Genomic DNA, 19,908 nt, shown 5'->3' on the forward strand with positions numbered 1-19,908 from the left:
CTATGAAACCTCTCATTTTCATTATTTTATGGTTATTTGTACAGAATGCTTCCGCACAAAACAAAGAAAGGGTTTTGTTGAGTGATCTGTATCAGATAAAAACAGCTTCTAATGTGAAATTTTCTCCCGATGGAAAGTGGTATGTTTATAATGTTCAGTCTATAGTTGCGAATGAAGCTAAGACCGGGGAATATGATTATCAGCGGCAATGGTTTCTGGTAGCTGCCGGTTTGAGTTCAGCGCCAAGAGCAATAACTAATCAGAAAGAGAATAGCAGCAATGTCTGCTGGTCGGGAGATAGTCAGCAATTATTTTTCACCAGGGTAGTCAAAGGAAAATCTCAAATATTCAAATTGCCACTAAATGGTGGTGAAGCTGTGCAGTTAACAGATTTTCAATACGGCGCGGAACGCCCGATGGTAAGCAAGGATGGAAAGACACTGTTTTTTTCTGCTTCACTGAGCCTGGACGAACTGGAAAAGGATTCAGTAATGAATCCACAAAAAATGTCGCCCCTTTGGAATCTGGAAAAGCCTGAAGTTACTGCTGATGAGATTTATACAAATTCAGCTAAAGGAAATCCTGATGGCAGTTTAAAGGAAATCAGAGCTTATTTGCAACAAAATGAAAAAGAGAAAAAAGCAAAAGTTTTTAACCGGTTAGATTTTCAGGATGAAGCGGTCACTAATCCTGAGCTGAATTTCACCCAGATATTTACTTTATCACTGGTTCACCTTCCTGCTGTTCCTGTGCCTTTAACCAGCGGCTTTTATAGTTATGAATTGATAGCTGTGAGCCCTGACAACAAATCTATTCTGGTGAATGCCGATCTCAATCCTTCGGTACATCCCGACAGAAGTATGGAGTCTGCTATTTACAGGTTAAATATAAACGGAGGAAAACCAGAGTTAATTTTAAGTGGTGCCGGTCAGCAGTTTAAAGCAACCAGTATTTCTGGCGATGGCAATTGGATGAGTTTTACACAAACTCCTGGAAAAGGAATAAATATCGGAAAGACCTTTGTTTACAATTTTAAATCGAAGGAACAGTTTCAAGTACCTTTAGAACGCAATTTCAGTAGTTTTAACTGGAATAAGGAAAATACGCAGCTTTATTTTACAGCCAGTTCCAATGGAGGAAATGTATTGTATAGCTATAAACCAGCTGATCATGCTGTAAAACGTCTTTCCGCTTTTGATAGTGGAATAACATCATTTGATATTAATAAAACACAAATGGTTTATTCGCAAACGAATACTTCCGATCCTTCTGAAGTATTTACGGCTGATCTGCTGAATAAAAATCCTAAAAGGATAACCAGCCTCAATACAGGATGGCTTGCAGGGAAAAAACTGAGTTATCCGGTTAAAAAAACGTTTACCAATGATCAGGGAATGGAAGTGGAGTACTGGGTAATGAAACCCGCAGGAGCAGAAGCTGGACAAAAGTACCCGGTAATGCTGGAAATTCATGGCGGGCCATCAGCGATGTGGGGGCCGGGTGAATCCAGTATGTGGCATGAATTTCAATATTATACTGGTTTAGGTTATGGCGTTGTTTATGCCAATCCGCGCGGATCGGGTGGTTATAATGAGGCTTTTTTAAGAGCTAATGTCAAGGATTGGGGAGCGGGGCCAATGCGTGATGTGATTAAAGCACTCGATCTGACGATTGAAGAGGGCTGGGCTGATACGACTAAACAATTCATTACCGGAGGTTCCTATGCAGGATATCTGACGACCTGGATCATCTCTCATACCAACCGGTTTAAAGCAGCCTGCGCACAGCGCGGTGTTTATGACCTGAATACATTTTTTGGAGAAGGTAATGCGTGGCGGCTGGTGCCGGAGTATTTTGGTGGTTACCCCTGGGAAAAGGAAGCGGGGAAACTTCTCAGAGCTGAATCTCCATTTACCTACGTAGACCAGATCCATACACCATTGATTATTTTTCATGGGGAAACGGATTTAAGGACTGGGGTTGTCCAATCTGAAATGCTCTATAAAGCACTTAAAGTTTTGGGCAGGCCCGTAGAATATGTAAGACATCCGGGTGGTACCCATGAACTCACCAGGTCCGGAAATAACAGGCAGCGTGCTGACCAGATGTTAAGGACGATGGAATTTTTTGAACGATACAAACAATAATGATTAAAAAAGTATATACCACCTATAAAGATTCTTTCTCTGGATTAAGCGCTGAAACCTGGTTATTAAGCATAGTGATGCTCATCAACAGGAGCAGTAGTATGGCTGTACCTTTTATGAGTTTATATATGACCCAATACCTGCACAGACCACCCTCTGATGCAGGATTAATCATCACCATTTTTGGGGTAGGTTCTATTCTGGGTGCAACCGCAGGCGGAAAGTTAACTGATGTGATTGGTTTCAGGGCTGTACAGATTATTTCTTCCATTGTTGGCGGGTTGTTTTTTATCCTGTATTCTACGGTAACACATTTTCATACCTTATGTATGCTGACTATTGTAATCAGCTTTTTCTCTGAAGCCTTTAGACCGGCAAATTTTGCTGCAATTGCAACGTATGCGAAAGAAGGGACTCAAACCCGTTCTTATTCACTGAACAGGCTGGCCACGAATATGGGCTGGGCAGTGGGGAGTGCTGTAGGAGGGATTGTCGCTTCTTTCAGTTATCCTTTACTCTTTGTGCTGGATGGAGCGGTAAGTGCACTTTCTGGTTTTGCTATTTTATTGCTTTTACCCGCAACTGTAAAGGGAGCACGAAAAGCAGTCGCTGAAAAAATTAAAGGGATGCAGGTACGCAAGCCGTGGGAAGATGTGCTGTTTATCAAATTTTTATTGCTGACGACCATGTTAACTACTTGTTTCTATCTGATGTTCAGGGTAGTCCCTTTATTTTATAAAGAGGTTTGGCATATCAATGAGCTGGAAATTGGTTTAATATTGGGGATGAATGGTTTGATCATCGCACTTTTTGAAATGGTCATGATCAGCAGGATTGAGAATAAACGTTCCCCAATTCATTATATCGTTAAAGGTGTATTGTTTATTGCCAGTGCATATATTATGTTATTACTGCCAGGAATGACCCCTGTGATGCTCGCTCTTTTATCTGTATTGCTGTTTACAATCGGGGAAATGTTTGCACTTCCTTTTATTAATACTTTTGTAATGAGCAGAACCAATGAGTTTAACCGCGGACAATATGCTGCCGGATATACTTTAAGCTGGTCGGTTTCACAGGTGATCGGCCCTTCAGCTGGTTTTTACCTGGCTGAAAAATATGGGTATAACTGGTTGTGGATTATGCTGATCTTATTGTTAGTCGTTTGTGCGTCAGGTTTTAAATTACTGAAACATAAAATGGATTAAACTGTCTTTAATAGTGAATGCAATTTTGTAATATTATTGAAAAAAAACAAAACTATGAAACGTAATGCAACAGCCGTTTGGAATGGCACAATTAAAGAAGGTAAAGGTCATTTAACAACTGACAGCACTGTACTGAACCAAACTCAATATTCATTTAGCAGCCGTTTTGAAGATGGCATAGGTACTAATCCAGAAGAGTTGATGGCAGCTGCACACGCAGGATGTTTTACCATGAAATTAAGTCTTGATTTAACTGAAGCTGGTTTTAACCCAACATCACTGGAAACTAAGGGAACAGTATCTTTAGATAATGGAGTGATTACAAGTTCTAACCTGGTATTGAAAGCAAGTATCCCTGATATTACTGAAGCGCAATTTCAGGAAATTGCTGCTGGCGCAAAAGAGAATTGCCCGGTAAGTAAAGCTTATAATGTGGCTATTTCTCTGGAAGCCAGTTTGGTTTAGGAGAATAATTAATATAATTTTTAAGAAGCTGTTTGACTGCTTCAAAGAAATGCCTTCTGTAAAGAAGGCATTTCTTTTATTTTCCGGATTAGTATTTTGGCGGGGCGATAAGATTGCGCATCACTAAAAAGATAACAATCAATGCCAGCAGAATGATCATAATTTCTGACAATCCAATCTTGGTATTATTTACCATATATAATATTGTATTCATCTTATTGTCTGGTTTATGGAGGGTGATTTACCTTCCTGTTTACGTTTATTGGAGGTGTGTGGATTTCAATGTATTGAATTTTATAGTAAATGGGCTTTTAAATTTAATCTTTAACCAAACAATAAGCCTTTTCATTCCTTTTTAGGGTATAGATTTCTAAAAAATTAAATTATGGACAGGTTAGTTATTGAATCAATCCTTGCGGAGACTGAAAAAATATATGTATCTAATGATAGTGAAAGTGCTGAATTGGGTACGATACTAATGCTTGGCTTTAAGGCCGATCATGCGGAACAAGTTGTTAATGCCTTTACGGCTTTGAAAAATATAACGCATGGTAAGGTGGTAGAACTGGTCATTTGTAAAACACTGACTTCAGGGATTTATGATCTGGAGCTTAAAACAGATGCATTGGATGAACCAGTCAGAATCCTGAATAAAGCCATACCAGATGATTTACTGTTGCGGCTTGAAAGTCAGTTACAAAAAGATCAGGAAATCCTGCTGGGGACTAATGTATCGGAACAGGAGAGCTGGATTACTTTAACAGGTGCACAGGTCAAAGAGTGTGCAGTTAAAGAAAAATAAATTGTTTCTCAGCCAGCTTCTATAACCACTTTCTGCATTTGTGCCGAGGATGGTTATAGAAGCTGGTTTTTAGTTAATCATCAGTCCCCCTGATGTATTAAAATTCCTTTAACTGTATTTCATTTTTTTTAAAATCTGGTTTTGCTTTTCAGGTAAAATACCTTGTTAAATAAATCATCTGGTTATGTCTGTTTTTTGTTATTTTCGTGACAGATAAAATTAATTATGAGTGAGGAACCAGCTAATAACTCCTTTGGGATTTTAAGAAGCTTAAAGAAATTAATCTTTGAAGATAGCCCTGAGCCTTTTGTCCCTGAATTAAAACAGACAGTAACACCAGCGCCAGCTAAAACGGGTGAAGTTGTAACTAACAACCCTCAAACTAATCTAACACAAAATACTTCTGATCTGCCGCCGGCAGATGTCAAGCAGATGAAGCTTAAAGTGCTGGAGATATTGGAAAGAATTAACGAACCGGGTTTGGACTTTTTTGAAGTTTGGAATGCAGCTGCCGAAATGGGCAGTGTAAATGCAGGCTCTATCAAGGCAGCTTTTACTTCTTTAAAGTACGTGGATAAAACGCTGGATAAGGATAAGCTGGTCAGGACTGGTGAGAATTATGCGGCCGAATTGCAAAAGGTTATTGAAAAGGAAAGTAATCAAAAACAACTGCAAAAGGAAAGTATTGAACAGAATCAGGTGGCAGAAAAAGCCAGTTTGACTGCGGAGATTCAGCGCCTTGAACAAAATATGGAGGAGTTGCGTGAAAGGCTGGGCGCCAGACAAAAGGAACTTAAAGAAATCAACAATAAATATGAACCTCAGTTGAAAGATATAGATGCAAAAATTGCTGTCGGTAAAACAGCAGTTGCAGAAGTAATCACTGATATTAAAAATGCGCTTAACATAATCCAAACCAATATAAACTAAAAATTAAGATGGAAAATAAGTCCCAATTTGTAAACATACCGGCCGAACTGAAAAGCCAGTTACCAATATTCCAGGTACTGGGTGATCATTTACCGAGCCAGATGCAAACGCCAGAAGCCAAAAAAACAATGGCCAATATCTTTTTCTGGGTTATTGTTTTAGGCGGAGCTTTTGCCTTTTTTAAATTCCTGCCTATTATGCTGGAGTATGCTGCTAAAAGCATTCTGCTGGTAATTTTTAGTATTATCCTGATTGTTTTATTATTGCTGGCACCAAAAATTATTGCTTTACTGCACCGTTTAGGAACAATACTGATTTTTAAAGGAGAGAAAGCTATTATCCGTAACAATCCGATTGAAACATTGCAATTGTTATCAAAAGATGCTAAAGATACTTTGAAGCGGGTAAAAGAGAAGATAACCAACGTAGACGGGGTACGCATTGATATGATCCAGAGCGGAGAGACTGCACAGAAAACAGCAGAGGAAAAATATACTTATGCAAAGCGTTTTACGGTCGAAGCGGCTAATCTGGATGAAAAAGGAAAACAGGAAGCGGCTAATAACAATACAGAGAAAGCGAATGGTTATGGCAGAGACGCGAAAGAAACCCGCACTAAAGCATTTTTACTAGGGAAAGAAGGGGAGTCTGAAGAACAGAACGCAAGAAGTTATGTTCAGTATGCCAACCAGTTTGCCAAGGTGCTGGAAGTTTTAAAAGACAATGAAAGTGCTGCCCGTATTTATGTAAGTACACTTGATAGCAGTATTTCTATCATTTCCAAGAAACTGGAAGCAACACAGAAAATGAAAAATGCAACTGATGGTTTAGCAGAAGTATTTAATATTAAAGATAGCTGGGTGTTTCAGGAGGCGATGAACGCTGCAACCGGGGCAATCAGTCAGAATATTGCTTCGATCCGTTCTAATCTTGATTTTCTGGATCAGAATAATAACATTACTGTGGGGGGTGCACCAACGCAGGGAGAATTGGAAGAATTCATCCAAAAAGTGGATCAGCGTAACCTTAAAATGCTTAATGTTAGCCAGATGTCGGATGCTTCTTATGAATTAAAAGCGGAAGAAAAGGTGGATAAGGGCTTTACTTTGCTGGATTAATTAGTTTATTAACAATAAAAAATATAAAAAAAAGAATATGGAAGAGAAATCAACATGGGGCAGATTACGCTGGCCGGTTAAGGCAATAATTATTGCTATTCCAATTATAGGATTAGGTTACTGGGCGTCTGAAAGTGGTAAGCTGGATGGCTCAACAACAAAAGCAGCTCAGGATAGTACAGGTATTAGCCGTAGTGTCAGTACTTCGGGTTCTCCTTCGGTAGCAACTAATGATGAGAAACGTTCTTTTAACTACACACCTGAAAAACCTGTAAATGGTGAGTACAAAGGTGTGGTTGAAGTTGGTGCTTCTGGTTTTAACTCTTTTGTCGTTAATATTGACAAAGAAAAACGCTGGGAAATTATCTCTAAGGACTTTGGGAAATCTTTTGTGTATGAAGGTATGGCTACTACCGCCGACATCCGTACAGGATTAAAAGATTATATAGGTGCTATGTTTGATAAGGGCGTAAAATCTAAAAACATACATTTTGTAATCAGTTCTGGTGCACAGAAAGAACCTAAAACTGCTGCCATTACTTCTGAGTTGAAGAAAATGGGGTATATAGTCAATTTGGTTACTGCTGAACAGGAAGGTAAACTAGCTTTAAAATGTGTATTACCTGCTTCTTATTATGATAACTCTTTTGTGGTTGATATTGGTTCAGGTAACACTAAAATATCCTGGATGGACGGTATAGTTAAATCTGCTGAGGCACCGGGAGCTAAATATTATGAGAAAGATTTAAAAGATGCTGCTGTTTATGATCAGGTTAAAGCTATTGCGGAGAAAATCCCTTCAGCTAAACGTGAGGTTTGCTTTATTATTGGTGGTGTTCCATTTGAACTGGCTAAACAGACGCGCAATGGTGAGGAAAGATTTACGGTATTAAATAATCCTGAAAAGTATAATACTGATAAGGTAAAGATCAAAAGTGGTGTAAATATTTACAAAGCGATCAAATATGCGACGCATTGTGATACTTTCGTTTTTGACTGGGATGCTAACTTTACCATAGGATTCTTGTTGTCGGTTAAATAAGCTTATAAATTTCAAAAAGAAAGCTGCCTTGTCATTGATAAGGCAGCTTTCTTTGTTTAAAAGGGATGGTTATGTTTACTTCACGAATTCCATCAATGGCCCGAGAATTGTCGTTTCATATTCTAATTGCTCTCTATGTCCCTTCTTCGTGTTTGAAAAGGGTTCGCTGATCGGGTAGCTATTTATAAAACGCGTATTCTTCGCGCCAATAGTATAGGTCAATTCACCGTAACTGGTATCATTGACCAGCCTGATCTCTTCAAAGTCCATCAGCGTTTTTGTATAAATACCAGGTGTCTTTTTATATACTTTTCGGGTACCCTGATCAAAAATCATCGTTACATTTGCTAAAAAAAGAAATTCATAAACTACGTAACAGCAAAGTCCCGCTGCAAAAATATAGAGTGCAACTTTTATATCATGTGCTATCGGTAGAAATGGAACGACGGCATAGCATAAAAAAATCCCTGCTAAAAAGGTTTTTATTTTAGTATAGTAACTCAGGTTGGGTTGAATACTGAACCGGCCGTCTGAGATTTGTAGATTGTAAAGCGCCATAATTCCTGATCTTATATGTGGTCTTCAATTTTCATGATGTGCATAGCTTCATTAATCATATTGTTGAGGGGTGCTGTAGAAAATACGGACTGGTTTAACATTAAAAGTTTCTCCTCACCGTTGATGTTTAAGATCATACTTGCAGTAGCGTTCATTGTAATCCCGAATATGGAAACTGTTTTGGCAACGAGGAAAGTTTCGAAATTATCCAGGCTATAGGCCACTTCAGCAGAGAACAAGTTCTTTTTTAACAGAATTTGACGGGATCCCATATCAATGGCAGTTTTTGAGGTAAGGCGAAGTAAGGCCATTGCACCAAGCAGGGCGATGCCATAACCAATCCATCTGTTGGCTTTATCAGTTGTGCCTATTGTAAAAGCAGTCGCAAGGCCTGCTATAATACATAAGCCACCAATAAAGGCTATAAATGCGAATTGTGCTTTCAAATGATATTTATCACCTTCCTGTTCAAAGTACTTGTAATTTTCCATGCTTTTTCTGTTTAGAGGTTAATTGGGTTGTTTAAACAATAGTATATTTATTGTGGTTCATTTGTTGTATTGTTAAAATATATTTATTTTATCAACTAAATAAAATTTGACGACAAAATTAATGCCATCTGTACTGATGTTTGTTGTTAAATATCAGGATTTGCGGTAACTGTTTGATTTTTTGTTGAATACAGGTGTCCCGGGCACGTTGAAAAAGAATTGCCGGTTATTATTTGTAGAGGAAATTGTAGTAATTTCTGAGCTAAAGGCAGCAATAGTAATTATTTGAATTGGCTTTTAATGCTACTATTATGGCAAATTCGCCATAATTAAAATTTGGATTACTGATCTGTTACAGTTCTTTAACTTTGGCAAATCTCATCTTCCCTGAATCTGCTGAGGATAATGTTATTTTTTGCTCAGTTATTTCTTCAATATTGTAAACCATTGTTTTAGGCGAAATATAATAGATTGTTGCGGCTTTGAGTTTTGCTGCTATTTCTGAGTTTTTCTTTTTTAACTTGGAAATTGGAATTATAATCCGGTAAGTGCCTATGTCATCAATTGTGATAAAAGCAATTCTCTTATCGTTTTTAAGAGTAATCAATAATTGACCATCTTTGTCAGTGAAAAACTGTTCAATTCTCTTATGATGTTTATCGCGGATGGTAATCATGCCTTGTATTGGATAGTCTTGTTCATCAAATACTTTAATATGAACAATCGAAGAATCAATGTTTTTGATGATAGTTTTGATAGAATATGCTGAGGTATCCTGATTTAATATCTGCTTGAATTTTAGTTTGAGTAAGTTATTTTTTATCTGGAATTTTCCACTTCCTTTTTGAGAATTCAAACAACCTCCTTGTTCATACACGAAATTATTGTGGTCGAATGTTAAGGTTACTCCGGCATCAACAAAATTTTGCTGAACAAATTTTCCTTGAATATTTTGTGCATGCACATAGGTAGCCGTGCAAACCAGGATGATTATCAGTCTTAATTTCATACGATCAGCAATTTACAAAAACCGCTTCCAAAAAGAGAAACGGCTTTGTAAATAACTAACATTTTTTAATTCACATTAATTTTCACTTTAATGATATCAGTAATAGCAGGTAAAGTGGTAAAAGGATTTGGATTTGGTACGCCAGCAATCACGTTGCTTTGTGATGTAGTAGCTCCGCCAAGGTTGAACTGGTTATTTCCTGCGCCAGGAAACTGATCAACAGCAGTGCCATTATCATATAGCTTGATGGAACTTGAAATATCCGCTGTTTGTGTAGCATCCGAACCGTTCCCGGAAGAAGCAAAAAACCAGTCGTTCGAAAAGCCATACATCGTTGCAATAGCAATGCGGTCACCTTTGGCTACTGAAAGTTCTTGCGAAACAGAACCACCCGGCTGGTTACCGATTATTGGAAGCAGGACAGTAGAGTTTGGTGCTGGTAATACATAGACATTTTTAACACCTGTTCTGCCTTTCAATGCTGCGGCTAATAATGTCGCATTTCCTTGCTGCGCCAATTCTTTTAATCCTTCATTGCGGTCTTTCTCACCAGTCTTGAAAATCGGATTATCTATACCGTTGTAAACAACCACGAGAATCGGAGATAAAGGAGTGAAGATTCCAGTATTGCTTTTTATATAAGTATATAATGGTGCATTATTTCCGGCTTCGGCAAGTTGCGTCAAACCATTTGCTGTAGGCTGCCCGCTGGTGAAAATAGGTGCTGGATTAAGCAACTTTCCACCGGCAATGTAAGATACTGCCCATACGCCGGGACTTAAAGGAGTTGGGTTAGCTGTGCCCCCTGAAATATTCTGTAATGTCAAAGTGAAATAAGAGTCACCTTCATATTTTAAGCTCGCTTTGACCAGTGATGAAGCCGGAAGATAAGTGTTTCCCTGAGCATCTTTTCCATTCACTTCTGTAATTGCATTATGTTCTGCTATGCCGGGATGAACAACATTCGCACCTGGCGCCTGATTCACTCTTGTCCCATTATCCCATAGTTTGATTTGTGCTGAAACATCACCTTCAATTGGTTTTTTATTCTGATCATAAAGCGCAATCCCCGGGTTTGCTGGTGCAAAGAACAAATCGTTAGACCAGCCATACATACTCGAGAAGGTAACGGCCTGCCCGATAGAAGCCGAAAACCGGAAAGAAACAGTTTGACCAGGAAGTATAACTGGCGGAGTACCTGTACCCTGAAAAGTACCTGATTCAACAAGGCTACTTGAATTCAATACGTTTTCTACCGTAATTGTTGTTTTGTTACCGGCCGCAGGAGTTACCGAATCTTTTTTACAAGCTGTAAATGTTAAAGGTAAGATGGCTGCAATAAGCCATTTCCAGTTGTTTTTAATTGAAGTCATTTTGTGTTTGTTTTTTGTTTATACCACTTTGTCGCGGTCATAGATAAAACCTTACAGCAGATCCGAAATTAATTTCCGGAACCCGATCCCCGTAAATTATATTGCAGATATTTGAAACAAGAGGGGACGGTTTTACTCTAACTATTATTGAATGAAAGGATATCAAATATGAAACTAAACTCTTTACTAATTATTTTACTTTCCTCGGGGCTGGCATCTGCTGTGGCCAATGGCCAGGAAAAGGAAACTTTATTGCTTAGAACTCCTTCGATCAGCAAAAATCATATTGCTTTTGCTTATGCAGGGGATATATGGGTTGCAAATCGGGATGGCAGTTCTCCACGCCGGGTAACGGTTAATCCTGAAGTGGAAATGAATCCAATTATCTCTCCCGATGAGCGCAATATTGCTTTTACGGGTAGTTATGGTGGAAATCAGGATGTTTATGTGATCCCAATTGATGGCGGCACTCCTAAAAGATTAACTAATCATCCTGCCGGAGATATGGTCAGGGGGTGGATTAATAATGAAGAAGTATACTTTAGTTCTACGCGGAGTTTTGATTATGGATTTAATGCGCGTTTATATCAGAAAAGCCTGAAAGGCGGAATGGCTAAGGCATTACCTATGCCTGAAGCAACTCAGGGCTCTGCATCGCCCGATGGCAAGCGATGGGCTTATTCTAAAAATGGGTTTCCGAATGAACGTACTGATGTCGCTTTTAAACGTTATCGTGGTGGCGGTATGCCTGATATCTGGCTTTTCGATCTCAAAACGAATGCTATAGAAATTGTTCCGGGGGCTAAATCAAACAATATATCACCGCAATGGATCGGGAATAAAATATTCTTTATTTCAGACCGGAACCATATACAAAATATATTCAGTTATGATACCAGTACTAAGAAAGTTGAGCAGGTTACTTCCTATAAGGATTATGATGTAAAATCATTGTCAAGTGATGGTTCAACCCTTATTTATGAAGAAGAAGGTGGCATTTATACGCTTGATCCTGCAACGGGTAAAAGTAACCGGCTGAGTATTCTGATTCAGGCGGATATTCCCTATAAACGTGCCCGTTACGAGAATATGGACAAGGACATTACTGCAATGGAACTTTCTCCAACTGGTAAACGTGCGTTGTTTGAGAGTCGCGGGGAGATCTTTAGTGTACCTAAAGAAAATGGGGATGCAAGAAATATTTCAAAATCTCCGGGTTCTCATGAGCGTTCACCGGGCTGGTCACCGAATGGGAAATGGATCTCTTATGTTTCTGATCGTAACGGAAACTATCAATTGGTACTCAGAGATCAGTTAGCAGAGAAAGACCCGGTTTATATCAAGCTTGGTGAATCTGGTTTCTATTTTGGGCTGACATGGTCGCCTGATAGTAAAAAGTTATTCTATTCGGATAGCCATCTTAATCTTTTTTATGTAGATATAGCTACGCGTAAAGTTGTAACAGTTACGAATGATAAATTAGGTTCTGTAACCAACAGGACAGAGAATAACTTTAATTCTTCGTGGTCTGCTGATTCTAAATGGATCTCTTATATTAAAACGCTGGAGAATGGAAATAGCGCTGTTTTTATTTATAGTCTGACTTCGGGGAAGTCAACTCAGGTAACTGATGGTATCGGTTCTGCTGGTACAACAGTATTTAGCCGCGATGGTAAGTACCTGTTTTTTACTGCCAGTACTAATATTGGATTGGGAAATAGTGGTTTACACATGACTGCTTATGACCGTCCGAATACCAGCAGTATTTATGCTTTGATATTAGCAAAACAAACCCCTTCTCTTTTCGCAGCCCAGAGTGATGAGGAAGTGGTGAAAGATGAAGATGAGGTAGTGAAAAAAAATGCAAAAACACCTAAGAGCACGAATGCTGAAAAAGTTAAAGTAGTGAAAAAAGACCAGCGGGACACTGTGGCACTGGTCAAAATAGACCTGGATAATCTGAGTGACCGTATTGTGGCTTTACCGCTGTCTGCTGGTGATTATAATAACTTAAATGGGAATATTAAGGGCAAATTGTTGTACGTGAATGGTGGAGAGGTGAAAGCTTTTGATCTGAAATCATTAAAAGCGGGTACACTGGTTCCGGGAGCCTCTATTTACACAGTGAGCAGTGATGGTAACAAATTAATGTATAACGCGGCATCAAATTATTATATAGTCGATGCTTCGCGCAAGCCGCAACCTGAAGAAGGCAAGCTTAAATTGAATACGGTTAAGCTATATATTGATCCTGTTGCGGAATGGAAACAAACATTTGATGAGGTTTGGCGTATTGAGAAGGATTACTTCTATGTGGAGAACATGCATGGGACTGATTGGGATGCTGTTAAAAGGAAATATGAAAAGTTTCTCCCTTATGTTGGGCACCGTGAGGATCTGACTTATTTGTTCCGTGATATGCTTGGTGAGCTGGTAGTTGGGCATAGTTATATCAAAGGGGGAGATCAGCCTAAAAGTTCAGCGGTAGAGATCGGTATGCTTGGTGCAGATTACGAAATTGATCACGGATATTACAAAATATCAAAGATATTAAGTGCTTTATCCTGGAATCCTGAGTTAAAAGCGCCGCTTAAAGAGCCCGGATTGAACATTGAAGAAGGAGTATATCTGGTGGCTGTAAATGGAGTACCGCTAACTGCTGATCAAAGTATCTATAGTTTATTTGAGAATACTGCGGGGCAGCAGGTGCGCTTGATGGTGAATAAAAAACCTGGTTTGGATGGTGCACGTGAAGTAACGGTGGTGCCTGTTTCTTTTGATGCTGAAACAAATTTACGCCGGGTCAACTGGATGGAAGGTAAGCGCAAGCAGGTGGATGAGCTGAGTGGGGGTAAAATTGCTTATCTCTACATGCAGAATACCGGTAGTGAAGGGTACGTGAGTTTTAACAGGTATTATTTCTCTCAGATGGATAAGAAGGCTTTATTAATTGATGAACGCAATAACCGCGGTGGTTCAGTAGCTGATTATGTGGTGGACTTGTTAGGCCGTGAGGTGATCAGTCATTGGGCAATACGTGATGGCCAGAATTTTACTACGCCGGGAAACGGGATTTTTGGCCCGAAAGCGATGATCATCAATGAGTATGCTGGCTCTGGTGGTGATATGATGCCTTATATGTTCAAATTTAAGAAGTTGGGTAAGCTGGTTGGAAGAACCACTATGGGTATTTTAGTCGGCATCAGTGGTTATCCTTCGTTAATTGACGGAGGAACAGTGACCGCGCCTAATTTTGGTATATATGGGAACGATGGGGATTGGATAATTGAAAATCAGGGTGTTGCACCTGATGTGTTTGTGGAACAAACACCAAAGGATTTACTGGCGGGGAAAGATCCTCAGCTGGAAACTACGGTTAAAATCTTATTAGAAGAGATGAAGACTTATCCTTATAAGGATGTAAAAAGACCGGCTGATCCGGATAGGGCGCATCAATAATATTTGATCAGACCCGGGTTGCTCCAAAGCACCCGGGTTTTTTATTACCCGGGTCAGGGCATAAAAAAAGCCCCTGTACGGAGCTTCTAAAAGTTCTTTAATCCTATCCTAGAAAGAAAAATCATCATTCTGGCCTTTTGCAGCACCTTCATGGTTTTCTGAATATTCATAGCGTTTTTCAACAACTTCCTGGTGATTCTTGATATAATCAACCGTCTCATTTAATCCTTCAGCGAATTTCTCAAAATCTTCTTTGTATAAAAAGATCTTATGTTTTACAAATACACCGTCTTCCAGTCTTTTCTTGCTTTCAGTAAGGGTTAAATAATAATCTCCTGAACGTGTTGCTTTAACGTCGAAAAAATAAGTTCTCTTACCGGCCCTTACTTTTTTAGAAAAAACCTCTTCTCTCTCTTTGTTGTCAAATTCTCCCATGTTTGGTATCGCTGTTGGTTTTTGGTTCGGGTAAATATAAAGTATTAATTAGATAAGATCAAAATAGAAATTAAAGAGATTTATTTTCTTCTTCCAATAACTGGTTCTGATACATCTCTTCGTAGATCCCATGAAGGTTAATTAGTTCATCATGAGTGCCTTGTTCTGCAATACGGCCTTCTTCAAGTACCAGAATCTTGTCTGCTTTTTTGATCGTGGAAATCCTGTGTGCAATTAATATGCTGGTCTTTCCTTTCATGACATTACCCAGGTTATTTAAGATTTCCTCTTCAGTTTTCGTATCTACTGCGGAAAGACAATCATCAAAAATCAATATTTTAGGCTCTTTTATCAATGCCCTGGCAATGGATACACGTTGTTTTTGTCCGCCGGAAAGGGTGATCCCACGCTCACCAAGCATGGTGTCAAACTTCAGTTCAAAGTCCATTATATTATGATATACGGCCGCATTTCGTGCTGCATTTTCGACTTCCAGATCAGTTACCTGATCCAGTCCGAAGGCAATATTGTTCTTAATGTTATCAGAAAAGAGAAAAACTTCTTGTGGAACGAAACCTACTTGATCTCTGAAGGAATTCAGGTTGACTTTCTTCAGCGAAGTCCCGTCAATCGAGATCTGACCTGAATCGGTGTCATACATCCTCATAATCAGGTTCGCAAGTGTGGATTTTCCCGATCCGGTACGTCCGATGATCGCAACAAATTGTCCTGCTTTAATATCAAAAGTTACATCTTGTAATGCTTTGATACCTGTATCCTGATAGGTAAAGTTAACGTGATCGAATTTGATATTTCCACGGACTTCTCCCGCAGGAGCGTCCCCGCTATGGATATCTGACTTTAATTCGAGGAATTCATTGATCCTTTTCTGTGAAGCTGAAGCACGTTGAATCAATGTAGTTACCCAGCCGAGCATGGTGACCGGGAAGGTAAGCTGATTGACATATACAATGAATTCTGCAATGTTCCCTGCTGTAATGGAGCCGTCGAGTACTTGTTCTCCACCTATATATACGGTAAGAATAGTACTCAGGCCGACTAAAAGAAGCATAGTGGGGTAGAAGAGTGCTTGTACACGTACCAGCCCCATAGAACTGTTTTTATAGGCACTGCTTTCATTGGCAAAGATTTCCCTTGTATAATCTTCTCTGACATAGGATTTGATAACCCTGATGCCTGAAAACCTTTCCTGTACGAAACTTGATAAACGGGAAAGCTGCTCCTGGATCTGCTCGCTTTTATTATTGATTTGTGTGTTGACAAAATAGATAATAACGACCAGTACCGGCAGGGGCAATAAACAGAAAGTAGCAAGTTTGGCATTCACTGAATACATAGAAGTAATGATCAGCAGAAATAAAACAAGGGTATTTATGGCATACATAATTGCAGGGCCAACATACATTCTTACTCTGTTCACATCTTCTGTAGCCCGGTTCATTAAATCGCCGGTATTGTTGCGGCGGTAAAAACCGAGGCTCAGTTTTTGATAGTGTGCATAGATCTCATTCTTCATATCAAATTCAATATGTCTGGACATCAGAATGAGGGTCTGGCGCATAAAGAACAGAAATAATCCCCTGATCAGATAGAGGATCAGTACGAGCGAGCCGAAATAAAGCAGACTGTAGCTGAAGATATCATAAATGATCTGCTGTCTTTCGAAACCGCTGAAAAGGCCGTAAATCTGGATGTTCTCGGTAATAAGGTTGAAAGCATGGCCAATAACCTGGGCTGGAATTACACCGAAAATATTAGAGATAATAACGAAAAACACCCCGGGTACGATCCACCATTTATATTTATAGAAATGTTTATTTAAAAAACGAAGGTGCTTCATGTGGCGTAAAGTTAGCCAATTGAACATGATTTTTGAAAACTGTTTGGTTAAAACAATGTAAATAATGTTTTTTATCCTTAGTTTTGCGGGCTGTCTGATAAACGAAATCTTATGTCTGGTAATAGTTCTGCGGTAACCTCAATTTTAGATCAACTAAGTGCTTTAGGACACAAAAAAGTTGTTTTTTGTAATGATCCCGATACCGGTTTAAAAGCCATTATTGCTATTCATGATACGACACTGGGCCCTGCTTTAGGTGGTACAAGGATGTTAAGCTATGCTACGGAAACTGAAGCACTGGAAGATGTGCTGCGGTTATCAAGGAGTATGACTTATAAAGCTGCAATTACAGGTTTAAACCTGGGTGGTGGTAAAGCGGTAATTATTGGTGATTCCCGCAAAGGAAAATCTGAAGCGATGATGCGCAGTTTCGGCCGTTTTATCCAAAATCTTAATGGTGAGTTTATTACTGCTGAGGACGTGGGTACAACGACTAAAGATATGGAGTATATCAGCATGGAAACCAAATATGTGACAGGGGTTCCTGAATCTATTGGTGGAATGGGCGATCCTTCACCTACTACCGCTAAAGGGGTTTTTCTGGGGATTAAAGCTTGCGTAAAGGAAGTTTTTGGTACGGATATGCTGGCAGGACGTTCTGTTGTGGTACAGGGGATCGGAAATGTAGGGGAACAACTGGTAGAATTACTGAGAAATGAAAACGTTGAAGTTTTTATCAGTGATATCAATGAGGAACGTTTACACCATATTGCAAGAAAATATAAAGCAAAACCTGTAGAGGCCAATAAAGTATTCGGTCTGGATGTTGATATCTATGCGCCTTGTGCGTTAGGGGCGACGGTCAATGACGTGACTATTCCAAGAATGAAATTTGCGATTATTGCAGGTTCAGCAAACAATCAGCTTGCAGATGAGCAGGTACATGGTAAGTTGCTTTTGGAAAAAAATATACTTTTTGCACCTGATTACCTGATTAATGCAGGAGGACTGATTAATTGTTATTCAGAATTAACAGGTTTCGGAAGAAAACGCACCATGCAGCTGACAGAAAATATCTACCAGGCAACGCGTAATGTAATTAAACTGTCTAAGGCAGAAAACATCCCGACAATCCTGGCAGCAAACAGGATTGCAGAACAAAGAATAATAGACATCAAAAAAATAAAATCATCATTTTAATAACCGGTATATTACCAACTCGTTCTTACATTCATGTTAAATAGAAGGCACCTACGAATTAAAGTCCTGCAAAACATCTTTGCGTGGCAAATGACAGACAAAAAGGATCTACTTTCTGCAAAGAAAGAATTGATGCACAGTATTGACCAGGTTTATGAAATGTATGTCAGAATGCTGGCATTACTTTCTGAGATCACGGAATATACTTCAGTTGATGCAATTGAAAGAGCTAACAAGCACTTTCCTACTGCGGAAGATCTGAATCCTAACAAAAAGTTACTGCGCAACAAGTTCATTGTTTTGTTGCAGGAAAACCCTGAATTTAAATCGGCTGTAAACAAATACCAGATTAACTGGCATGCAGATCCTGAATTCATCAGGACAATCTACAATAAGCTGAAAGCTACTCCTGAGTATATCGCTTATCTGGCAGATACTGATGATAGTTTGGAAGGATCAAAAGAGATCATCAAATTTATCTTTAGAAAAATCATTCTGAAAAGCCAGAATATCATCCAGGCTTTTGAAGATAAATTTATCAACTGGCCGGTAGATAAAGAAGTAATGCAGGGAATGGTTGCAAAAACCCTGAAGAACTTTACGTCAGAAGATCCGTTTAAAAACAAACTGACCCCAATCAGTGCGGATTGGAAAGAAGACAGCAAATTTGTGGAAGATCTTTTCACTTATACGTTGAAAAACAATACAGAATATCAGAATTTAATCGCTGAGCGTACTAAAAACTGGGAGTCGGAACGTATTGCATTAATGGATACGATCCTGATGAAAATGGCTATTTGTGAGTTAATGAATTTCCCTTCAATTCCGGTAAAAGTTACCATTAACGAGTATCTTGACTTATCAAAAGATTACAGTACTCCGAAAAGTAATTCATTTATTAACGGTATATTGGACAAAATTTTAGGCGATTTAAAACGTACAAACAGTATCAAGAAAATTGGCCGCGGATTAATAGAAGAATAAAAAAATATATTAATGAAGAAGATATTTTTACTTGCATTTGCAGCAGCAACATTAGCTGCCTGCCAAACAAAACCTACAGCGGTTGCTACTGATAGTGTAGTTAAAACTACGGAAACTAAAACAGTGGCTTCGCCTGACGCACCTGTAATCAGTTTCAAACAGGGAATGTACAATTTCGGTAAAATCGTACAGGGAGAGTCGGTACATTATGAATTCAAATTTACAAATACAGGAAAAAGTCCGTTGATTATTACCAATGCGACTGCAACTTGTGGCTGTACAATTCCTGAAATCCCTAAAGAACCGATTAAACCAGGGGCTGACGGTGTAATTAAAGTAGTTTTTAACAGCGCTGGCAAAATGGGAATGCAGGATAAAGTTGTCACCATCACTTCAAACGGTAATCCTTCTACCACAGAGGTACATCTGATTGGTGAGGTTAAAGAAAGAACATAATTTTATAATAATACAATCAATATGACATTAACAGTAATTTTAGATGCTGCTGCCGGCGGAAGCAGTATGTTAAGTACCTTGGTTCCAATGGTATTAATCATGGTAGTTTTCTATTTCTTCATGATCAGACCACAAGTTAAAAAAGCTAAAGACCACAAGAAATTAGTTGCAGACTTGAAAAAAGGTGACAAAATAGTTACTACTGCTGGTATTCACGGCAGAATCGTTGATATGAATGAACTTACTTTTCTAATCGAAGTTGAAGGCGGTACTAAAATCCGTTTTGACAAGTCTGCGATTTCTCTGGATGCGACTAAAGCATCTACTGAATTGCCTAAGGCTTAATTCGCTTACAGACATTAAAAAGCCG

19 protein-coding genes are annotated in these 19,908 nt (G+C 38.9%); 12 read left to right on the forward strand and 7 right to left on the reverse strand.

Annotated features, from left to right (window positions below; all coding sequences use genetic code 11):
- Window positions 1-2: 2 nt before the first annotated feature.
- Genes HDE70_RS00465 through HDE70_RS00475 form a run of 3 tightly spaced genes read left to right on the forward strand, consistent with a single transcriptional unit; the run spans window position 3 to window position 3,820 of the window.
- Entirely contained in the window at window positions 3-2,147 is a 2,145-nt protein-coding gene (locus tag HDE70_RS00465) for an alpha/beta hydrolase family protein (protein ID WP_183887380.1), read from the forward strand.
- The gene (locus tag HDE70_RS00470) at window positions 2,147-3,355 is read left to right on the forward strand and encodes an MFS transporter (protein WP_183887384.1); all 1,209 of its coding nucleotides are present in this window, start codon (window positions 2,147-2,149) and stop codon (window positions 3,353-3,355) included. Before HDE70_RS00465 ends, HDE70_RS00470 begins: the two co-directional genes overlap by 1 nt.
- A 54-nt stretch (window positions 3,356-3,409) precedes the next feature.
- The gene (locus HDE70_RS00475; protein ID WP_183867442.1) at window positions 3,410-3,820 is read left to right on the forward strand and encodes an OsmC family protein; all 411 of its coding nucleotides are present in this window, start codon (window positions 3,410-3,412) and stop codon (window positions 3,818-3,820) included.
- An 88-nt stretch (window positions 3,821-3,908) separates the two neighbouring features.
- Here the strand turns inward: HDE70_RS00475 and HDE70_RS27200 are convergent, their stop codons facing one another.
- Window positions 3,909-4,034 carry a hypothetical protein gene (locus tag HDE70_RS27200; RefSeq protein WP_260159835.1) on the reverse strand — a complete coding sequence of 42 codons (126 nt, stop codon included), beginning with the start codon at window positions 4,032-4,034 and terminating at the stop codon, window positions 3,909-3,911.
- A gap of 171 nt (window positions 4,035-4,205) precedes the next feature.
- Here HDE70_RS27200 and HDE70_RS00480 point away from each other — a divergent pair, with 171 nt between their 5' ends.
- The 4 genes from HDE70_RS00480 to HDE70_RS00495 all read left to right on the forward strand — a co-directional run bounded on the left by HDE70_RS00480 (window position 4,206) and on the right by HDE70_RS00495 (window position 7,712).
- On the forward strand, window positions 4,206-4,622 hold the full coding sequence (locus HDE70_RS00480) for a hypothetical protein (protein WP_183867443.1): 417 nt from the start codon (window positions 4,206-4,208) through the stop codon (window positions 4,620-4,622).
- A gap of 225 nt (window positions 4,623-4,847) precedes the next feature.
- Window positions 4,848-5,552: a hypothetical protein gene (locus tag HDE70_RS00485; RefSeq protein ID WP_183887386.1), complete on the forward strand. Its 705-nt coding sequence runs from the start codon at window positions 4,848-4,850 to the stop codon at window positions 5,550-5,552.
- An 8-nt stretch (window positions 5,553-5,560) separates the two neighbouring features.
- Window positions 5,561-6,670 carry a hypothetical protein gene (locus HDE70_RS00490; protein ID WP_183867445.1) on the forward strand — a complete coding sequence of 370 codons (1,110 nt, stop codon included), beginning with the start codon at window positions 5,561-5,563 and terminating at the stop codon, window positions 6,668-6,670.
- 37 nt (window positions 6,671-6,707) lie between these two features.
- Window positions 6,708-7,712 (forward strand): hypothetical protein, encoded by a 1,005-nt coding sequence (locus tag HDE70_RS00495; RefSeq protein WP_183887388.1) that lies wholly within the window; start codon window positions 6,708-6,710, stop codon window positions 7,710-7,712.
- Window positions 7,713-7,787: 75 nt separating this feature from the next.
- Here the strand turns inward: HDE70_RS00495 and HDE70_RS00500 are convergent, their stop codons facing one another.
- The 4 genes from HDE70_RS00500 to HDE70_RS00515 form a co-directional block, all read right to left on the reverse strand.
- Window positions 7,788-8,270, reverse strand: coding sequence for a hypothetical protein (locus tag HDE70_RS00500; protein ID WP_183887390.1), 483 nt, complete (start codon window positions 8,268-8,270; stop codon window positions 7,788-7,790).
- 11 nt (window positions 8,271-8,281) lie between these two features.
- Window positions 8,282-8,761, reverse strand: a complete 480-nt coding sequence (locus tag HDE70_RS00505; RefSeq protein ID WP_183887392.1) for a hypothetical protein — start codon at window positions 8,759-8,761, stop codon at window positions 8,282-8,284.
- 352 nt (window positions 8,762-9,113) lie between these two features.
- Window positions 9,114-9,770: a hypothetical protein gene (locus HDE70_RS00510; protein WP_183887393.1), complete on the reverse strand. Its 657-nt coding sequence runs from the start codon at window positions 9,768-9,770 to the stop codon at window positions 9,114-9,116.
- Between the two features lie 65 nt (window positions 9,771-9,835).
- Entirely contained in the window at window positions 9,836-11,143 is a 1,308-nt protein-coding gene (locus HDE70_RS00515) for a spondin domain-containing protein (RefSeq protein WP_183887395.1), read from the reverse strand.
- Window positions 11,144-11,311: 168 nt separating this feature from the next.
- Between HDE70_RS00515 and HDE70_RS00520 the strand changes: the two genes are divergently transcribed.
- Window positions 11,312-14,602 (forward strand): S41 family peptidase, encoded by a 3,291-nt coding sequence (locus tag HDE70_RS00520; RefSeq protein WP_183887397.1) that lies wholly within the window; start codon window positions 11,312-11,314, stop codon window positions 14,600-14,602.
- 108 nt (window positions 14,603-14,710) lie between these two features.
- On the opposite strand, the gene HDE70_RS00525 is transcribed toward HDE70_RS00520, so the two are convergent.
- Both HDE70_RS00525 and HDE70_RS00530 read right to left on the reverse strand, forming a co-directional pair.
- A complete protein-coding gene (locus HDE70_RS00525) occupies window positions 14,711-15,037 on the reverse strand; it encodes a DUF3276 family protein (RefSeq protein WP_111632195.1) in 327 nt (108 codons plus the stop codon).
- A 70-nt stretch (window positions 15,038-15,107) separates the two neighbouring features.
- Window positions 15,108-16,898, reverse strand: a complete 1,791-nt coding sequence (locus HDE70_RS00530; protein WP_183867452.1) for an ABC transporter ATP-binding protein — start codon at window positions 16,896-16,898, stop codon at window positions 15,108-15,110.
- A gap of 111 nt (window positions 16,899-17,009) precedes the next feature.
- Here HDE70_RS00530 and HDE70_RS00535 point away from each other — a divergent pair, with 111 nt between their 5' ends.
- The 4 genes from HDE70_RS00535 (at window position 17,010) to yajC (ending at window position 19,883) form a co-directional block, all read left to right on the forward strand.
- Window positions 17,010-18,098, forward strand: coding sequence for a Glu/Leu/Phe/Val family dehydrogenase (locus HDE70_RS00535; protein WP_183867453.1), 1,089 nt, complete (start codon window positions 17,010-17,012; stop codon window positions 18,096-18,098).
- Between the two features lie 90 nt (window positions 18,099-18,188).
- Window positions 18,189-19,082, forward strand: coding sequence for a transcription antitermination factor NusB (nusB, locus tag HDE70_RS00540; protein WP_260159838.1), 894 nt, complete (start codon window positions 18,189-18,191; stop codon window positions 19,080-19,082).
- A gap of 12 nt (window positions 19,083-19,094) precedes the next feature.
- A complete protein-coding gene (locus HDE70_RS00545) occupies window positions 19,095-19,538 on the forward strand; it encodes a DUF1573 domain-containing protein (RefSeq protein ID WP_183867455.1) in 444 nt (147 codons plus the stop codon).
- A gap of 21 nt (window positions 19,539-19,559) precedes the next feature.
- A complete protein-coding gene (gene yajC / locus HDE70_RS00550; protein ID WP_041885747.1) occupies window positions 19,560-19,883 on the forward strand; it encodes a preprotein translocase subunit YajC in 324 nt (107 codons plus the stop codon).
- Window positions 19,884-19,908 lie beyond the last annotated feature (25 nt).

Origin of the sequence: Pedobacter cryoconitis, assembly GCF_014200595.1 — a bacterium.
Taxonomy (GTDB): Bacteria; Bacteroidota; Bacteroidia; order Sphingobacteriales; family Sphingobacteriaceae; genus Pedobacter; species Pedobacter cryoconitis_C.

Bases quoted from the DNA above. Each gene is read 5' to 3' on its own strand.
- HDE70_RS00475 (WP_183867442.1), top strand. From the start codon at position 3,410: ATGAAACGTAATGCAACAGCCGTTTGGAATGGCACAATTAAAGAAGGT.
- HDE70_RS00495 (WP_183887388.1), top strand. From the start codon at position 6,708: ATGGAAGAGAAATCAACATGGGGCAGATTACGCTGGCCGGTTAAGGCA.
- HDE70_RS00485 (WP_183887386.1), top strand. From the start codon at position 4,848: ATGAGTGAGGAACCAGCTAATAACTCCTTTGGGATTTTAAGAAGCTTA.
- HDE70_RS00545 (WP_183867455.1), top strand. From the start codon at position 19,095: ATGAAGAAGATATTTTTACTTGCATTTGCAGCAGCAACATTAGCTGCC.
- HDE70_RS00520 (WP_183887397.1), top strand. From the start codon at position 11,312: ATGAAACTAAACTCTTTACTAATTATTTTACTTTCCTCGGGGCTGGCA.
- HDE70_RS00490 (WP_183867445.1), top strand. From the start codon at position 5,561: ATGGAAAATAAGTCCCAATTTGTAAACATACCGGCCGAACTGAAAAGC.
- HDE70_RS00505 (WP_183887392.1), bottom strand. From the start codon at position 8,761: ATGGAAAATTACAAGTACTTTGAACAGGAAGGTGATAAATATCATTTG.
- HDE70_RS00510 (WP_183887393.1), bottom strand. From the start codon at position 9,770: ATGAAATTAAGACTGATAATCATCCTGGTTTGCACGGCTACCTATGTG.
- HDE70_RS00530 (WP_183867452.1), bottom strand. From the start codon at position 16,898: ATGAAGCACCTTCGTTTTTTAAATAAACATTTCTATAAATATAAATGG.
- HDE70_RS00470 (WP_183887384.1), top strand. From the start codon at position 2,147: ATGATTAAAAAAGTATATACCACCTATAAAGATTCTTTCTCTGGATTA.
- HDE70_RS00465 (WP_183887380.1), top strand. From the start codon at position 3: ATGAAACCTCTCATTTTCATTATTTTATGGTTATTTGTACAGAATGCT.
- HDE70_RS27200 (WP_260159835.1), bottom strand. From the start codon at position 4,034: ATGAATACAATATTATATATGGTAAATAATACCAAGATTGGATTGTCA.
- HDE70_RS00535 (WP_183867453.1), top strand. From the start codon at position 17,010: ATGTCTGGTAATAGTTCTGCGGTAACCTCAATTTTAGATCAACTAAGT.
- nusB (WP_260159838.1), top strand. From the start codon at position 18,189: ATGACAGACAAAAAGGATCTACTTTCTGCAAAGAAAGAATTGATGCAC.
- HDE70_RS00525 (WP_111632195.1), bottom strand. From the start codon at position 15,037: ATGGGAGAATTTGACAACAAAGAGAGAGAAGAGGTTTTTTCTAAAAAA.
- HDE70_RS00500 (WP_183887390.1), bottom strand. From the start codon at position 8,270: ATGGCGCTTTACAATCTACAAATCTCAGACGGCCGGTTCAGTATTCAA.
- HDE70_RS00515 (WP_183887395.1), bottom strand. From the start codon at position 11,143: ATGACTTCAATTAAAAACAACTGGAAATGGCTTATTGCAGCCATCTTA.
- HDE70_RS00480 (WP_183867443.1), top strand. From the start codon at position 4,206: ATGGACAGGTTAGTTATTGAATCAATCCTTGCGGAGACTGAAAAAATA.
- yajC (WP_041885747.1), top strand. From the start codon at position 19,560: ATGACATTAACAGTAATTTTAGATGCTGCTGCCGGCGGAAGCAGTATG.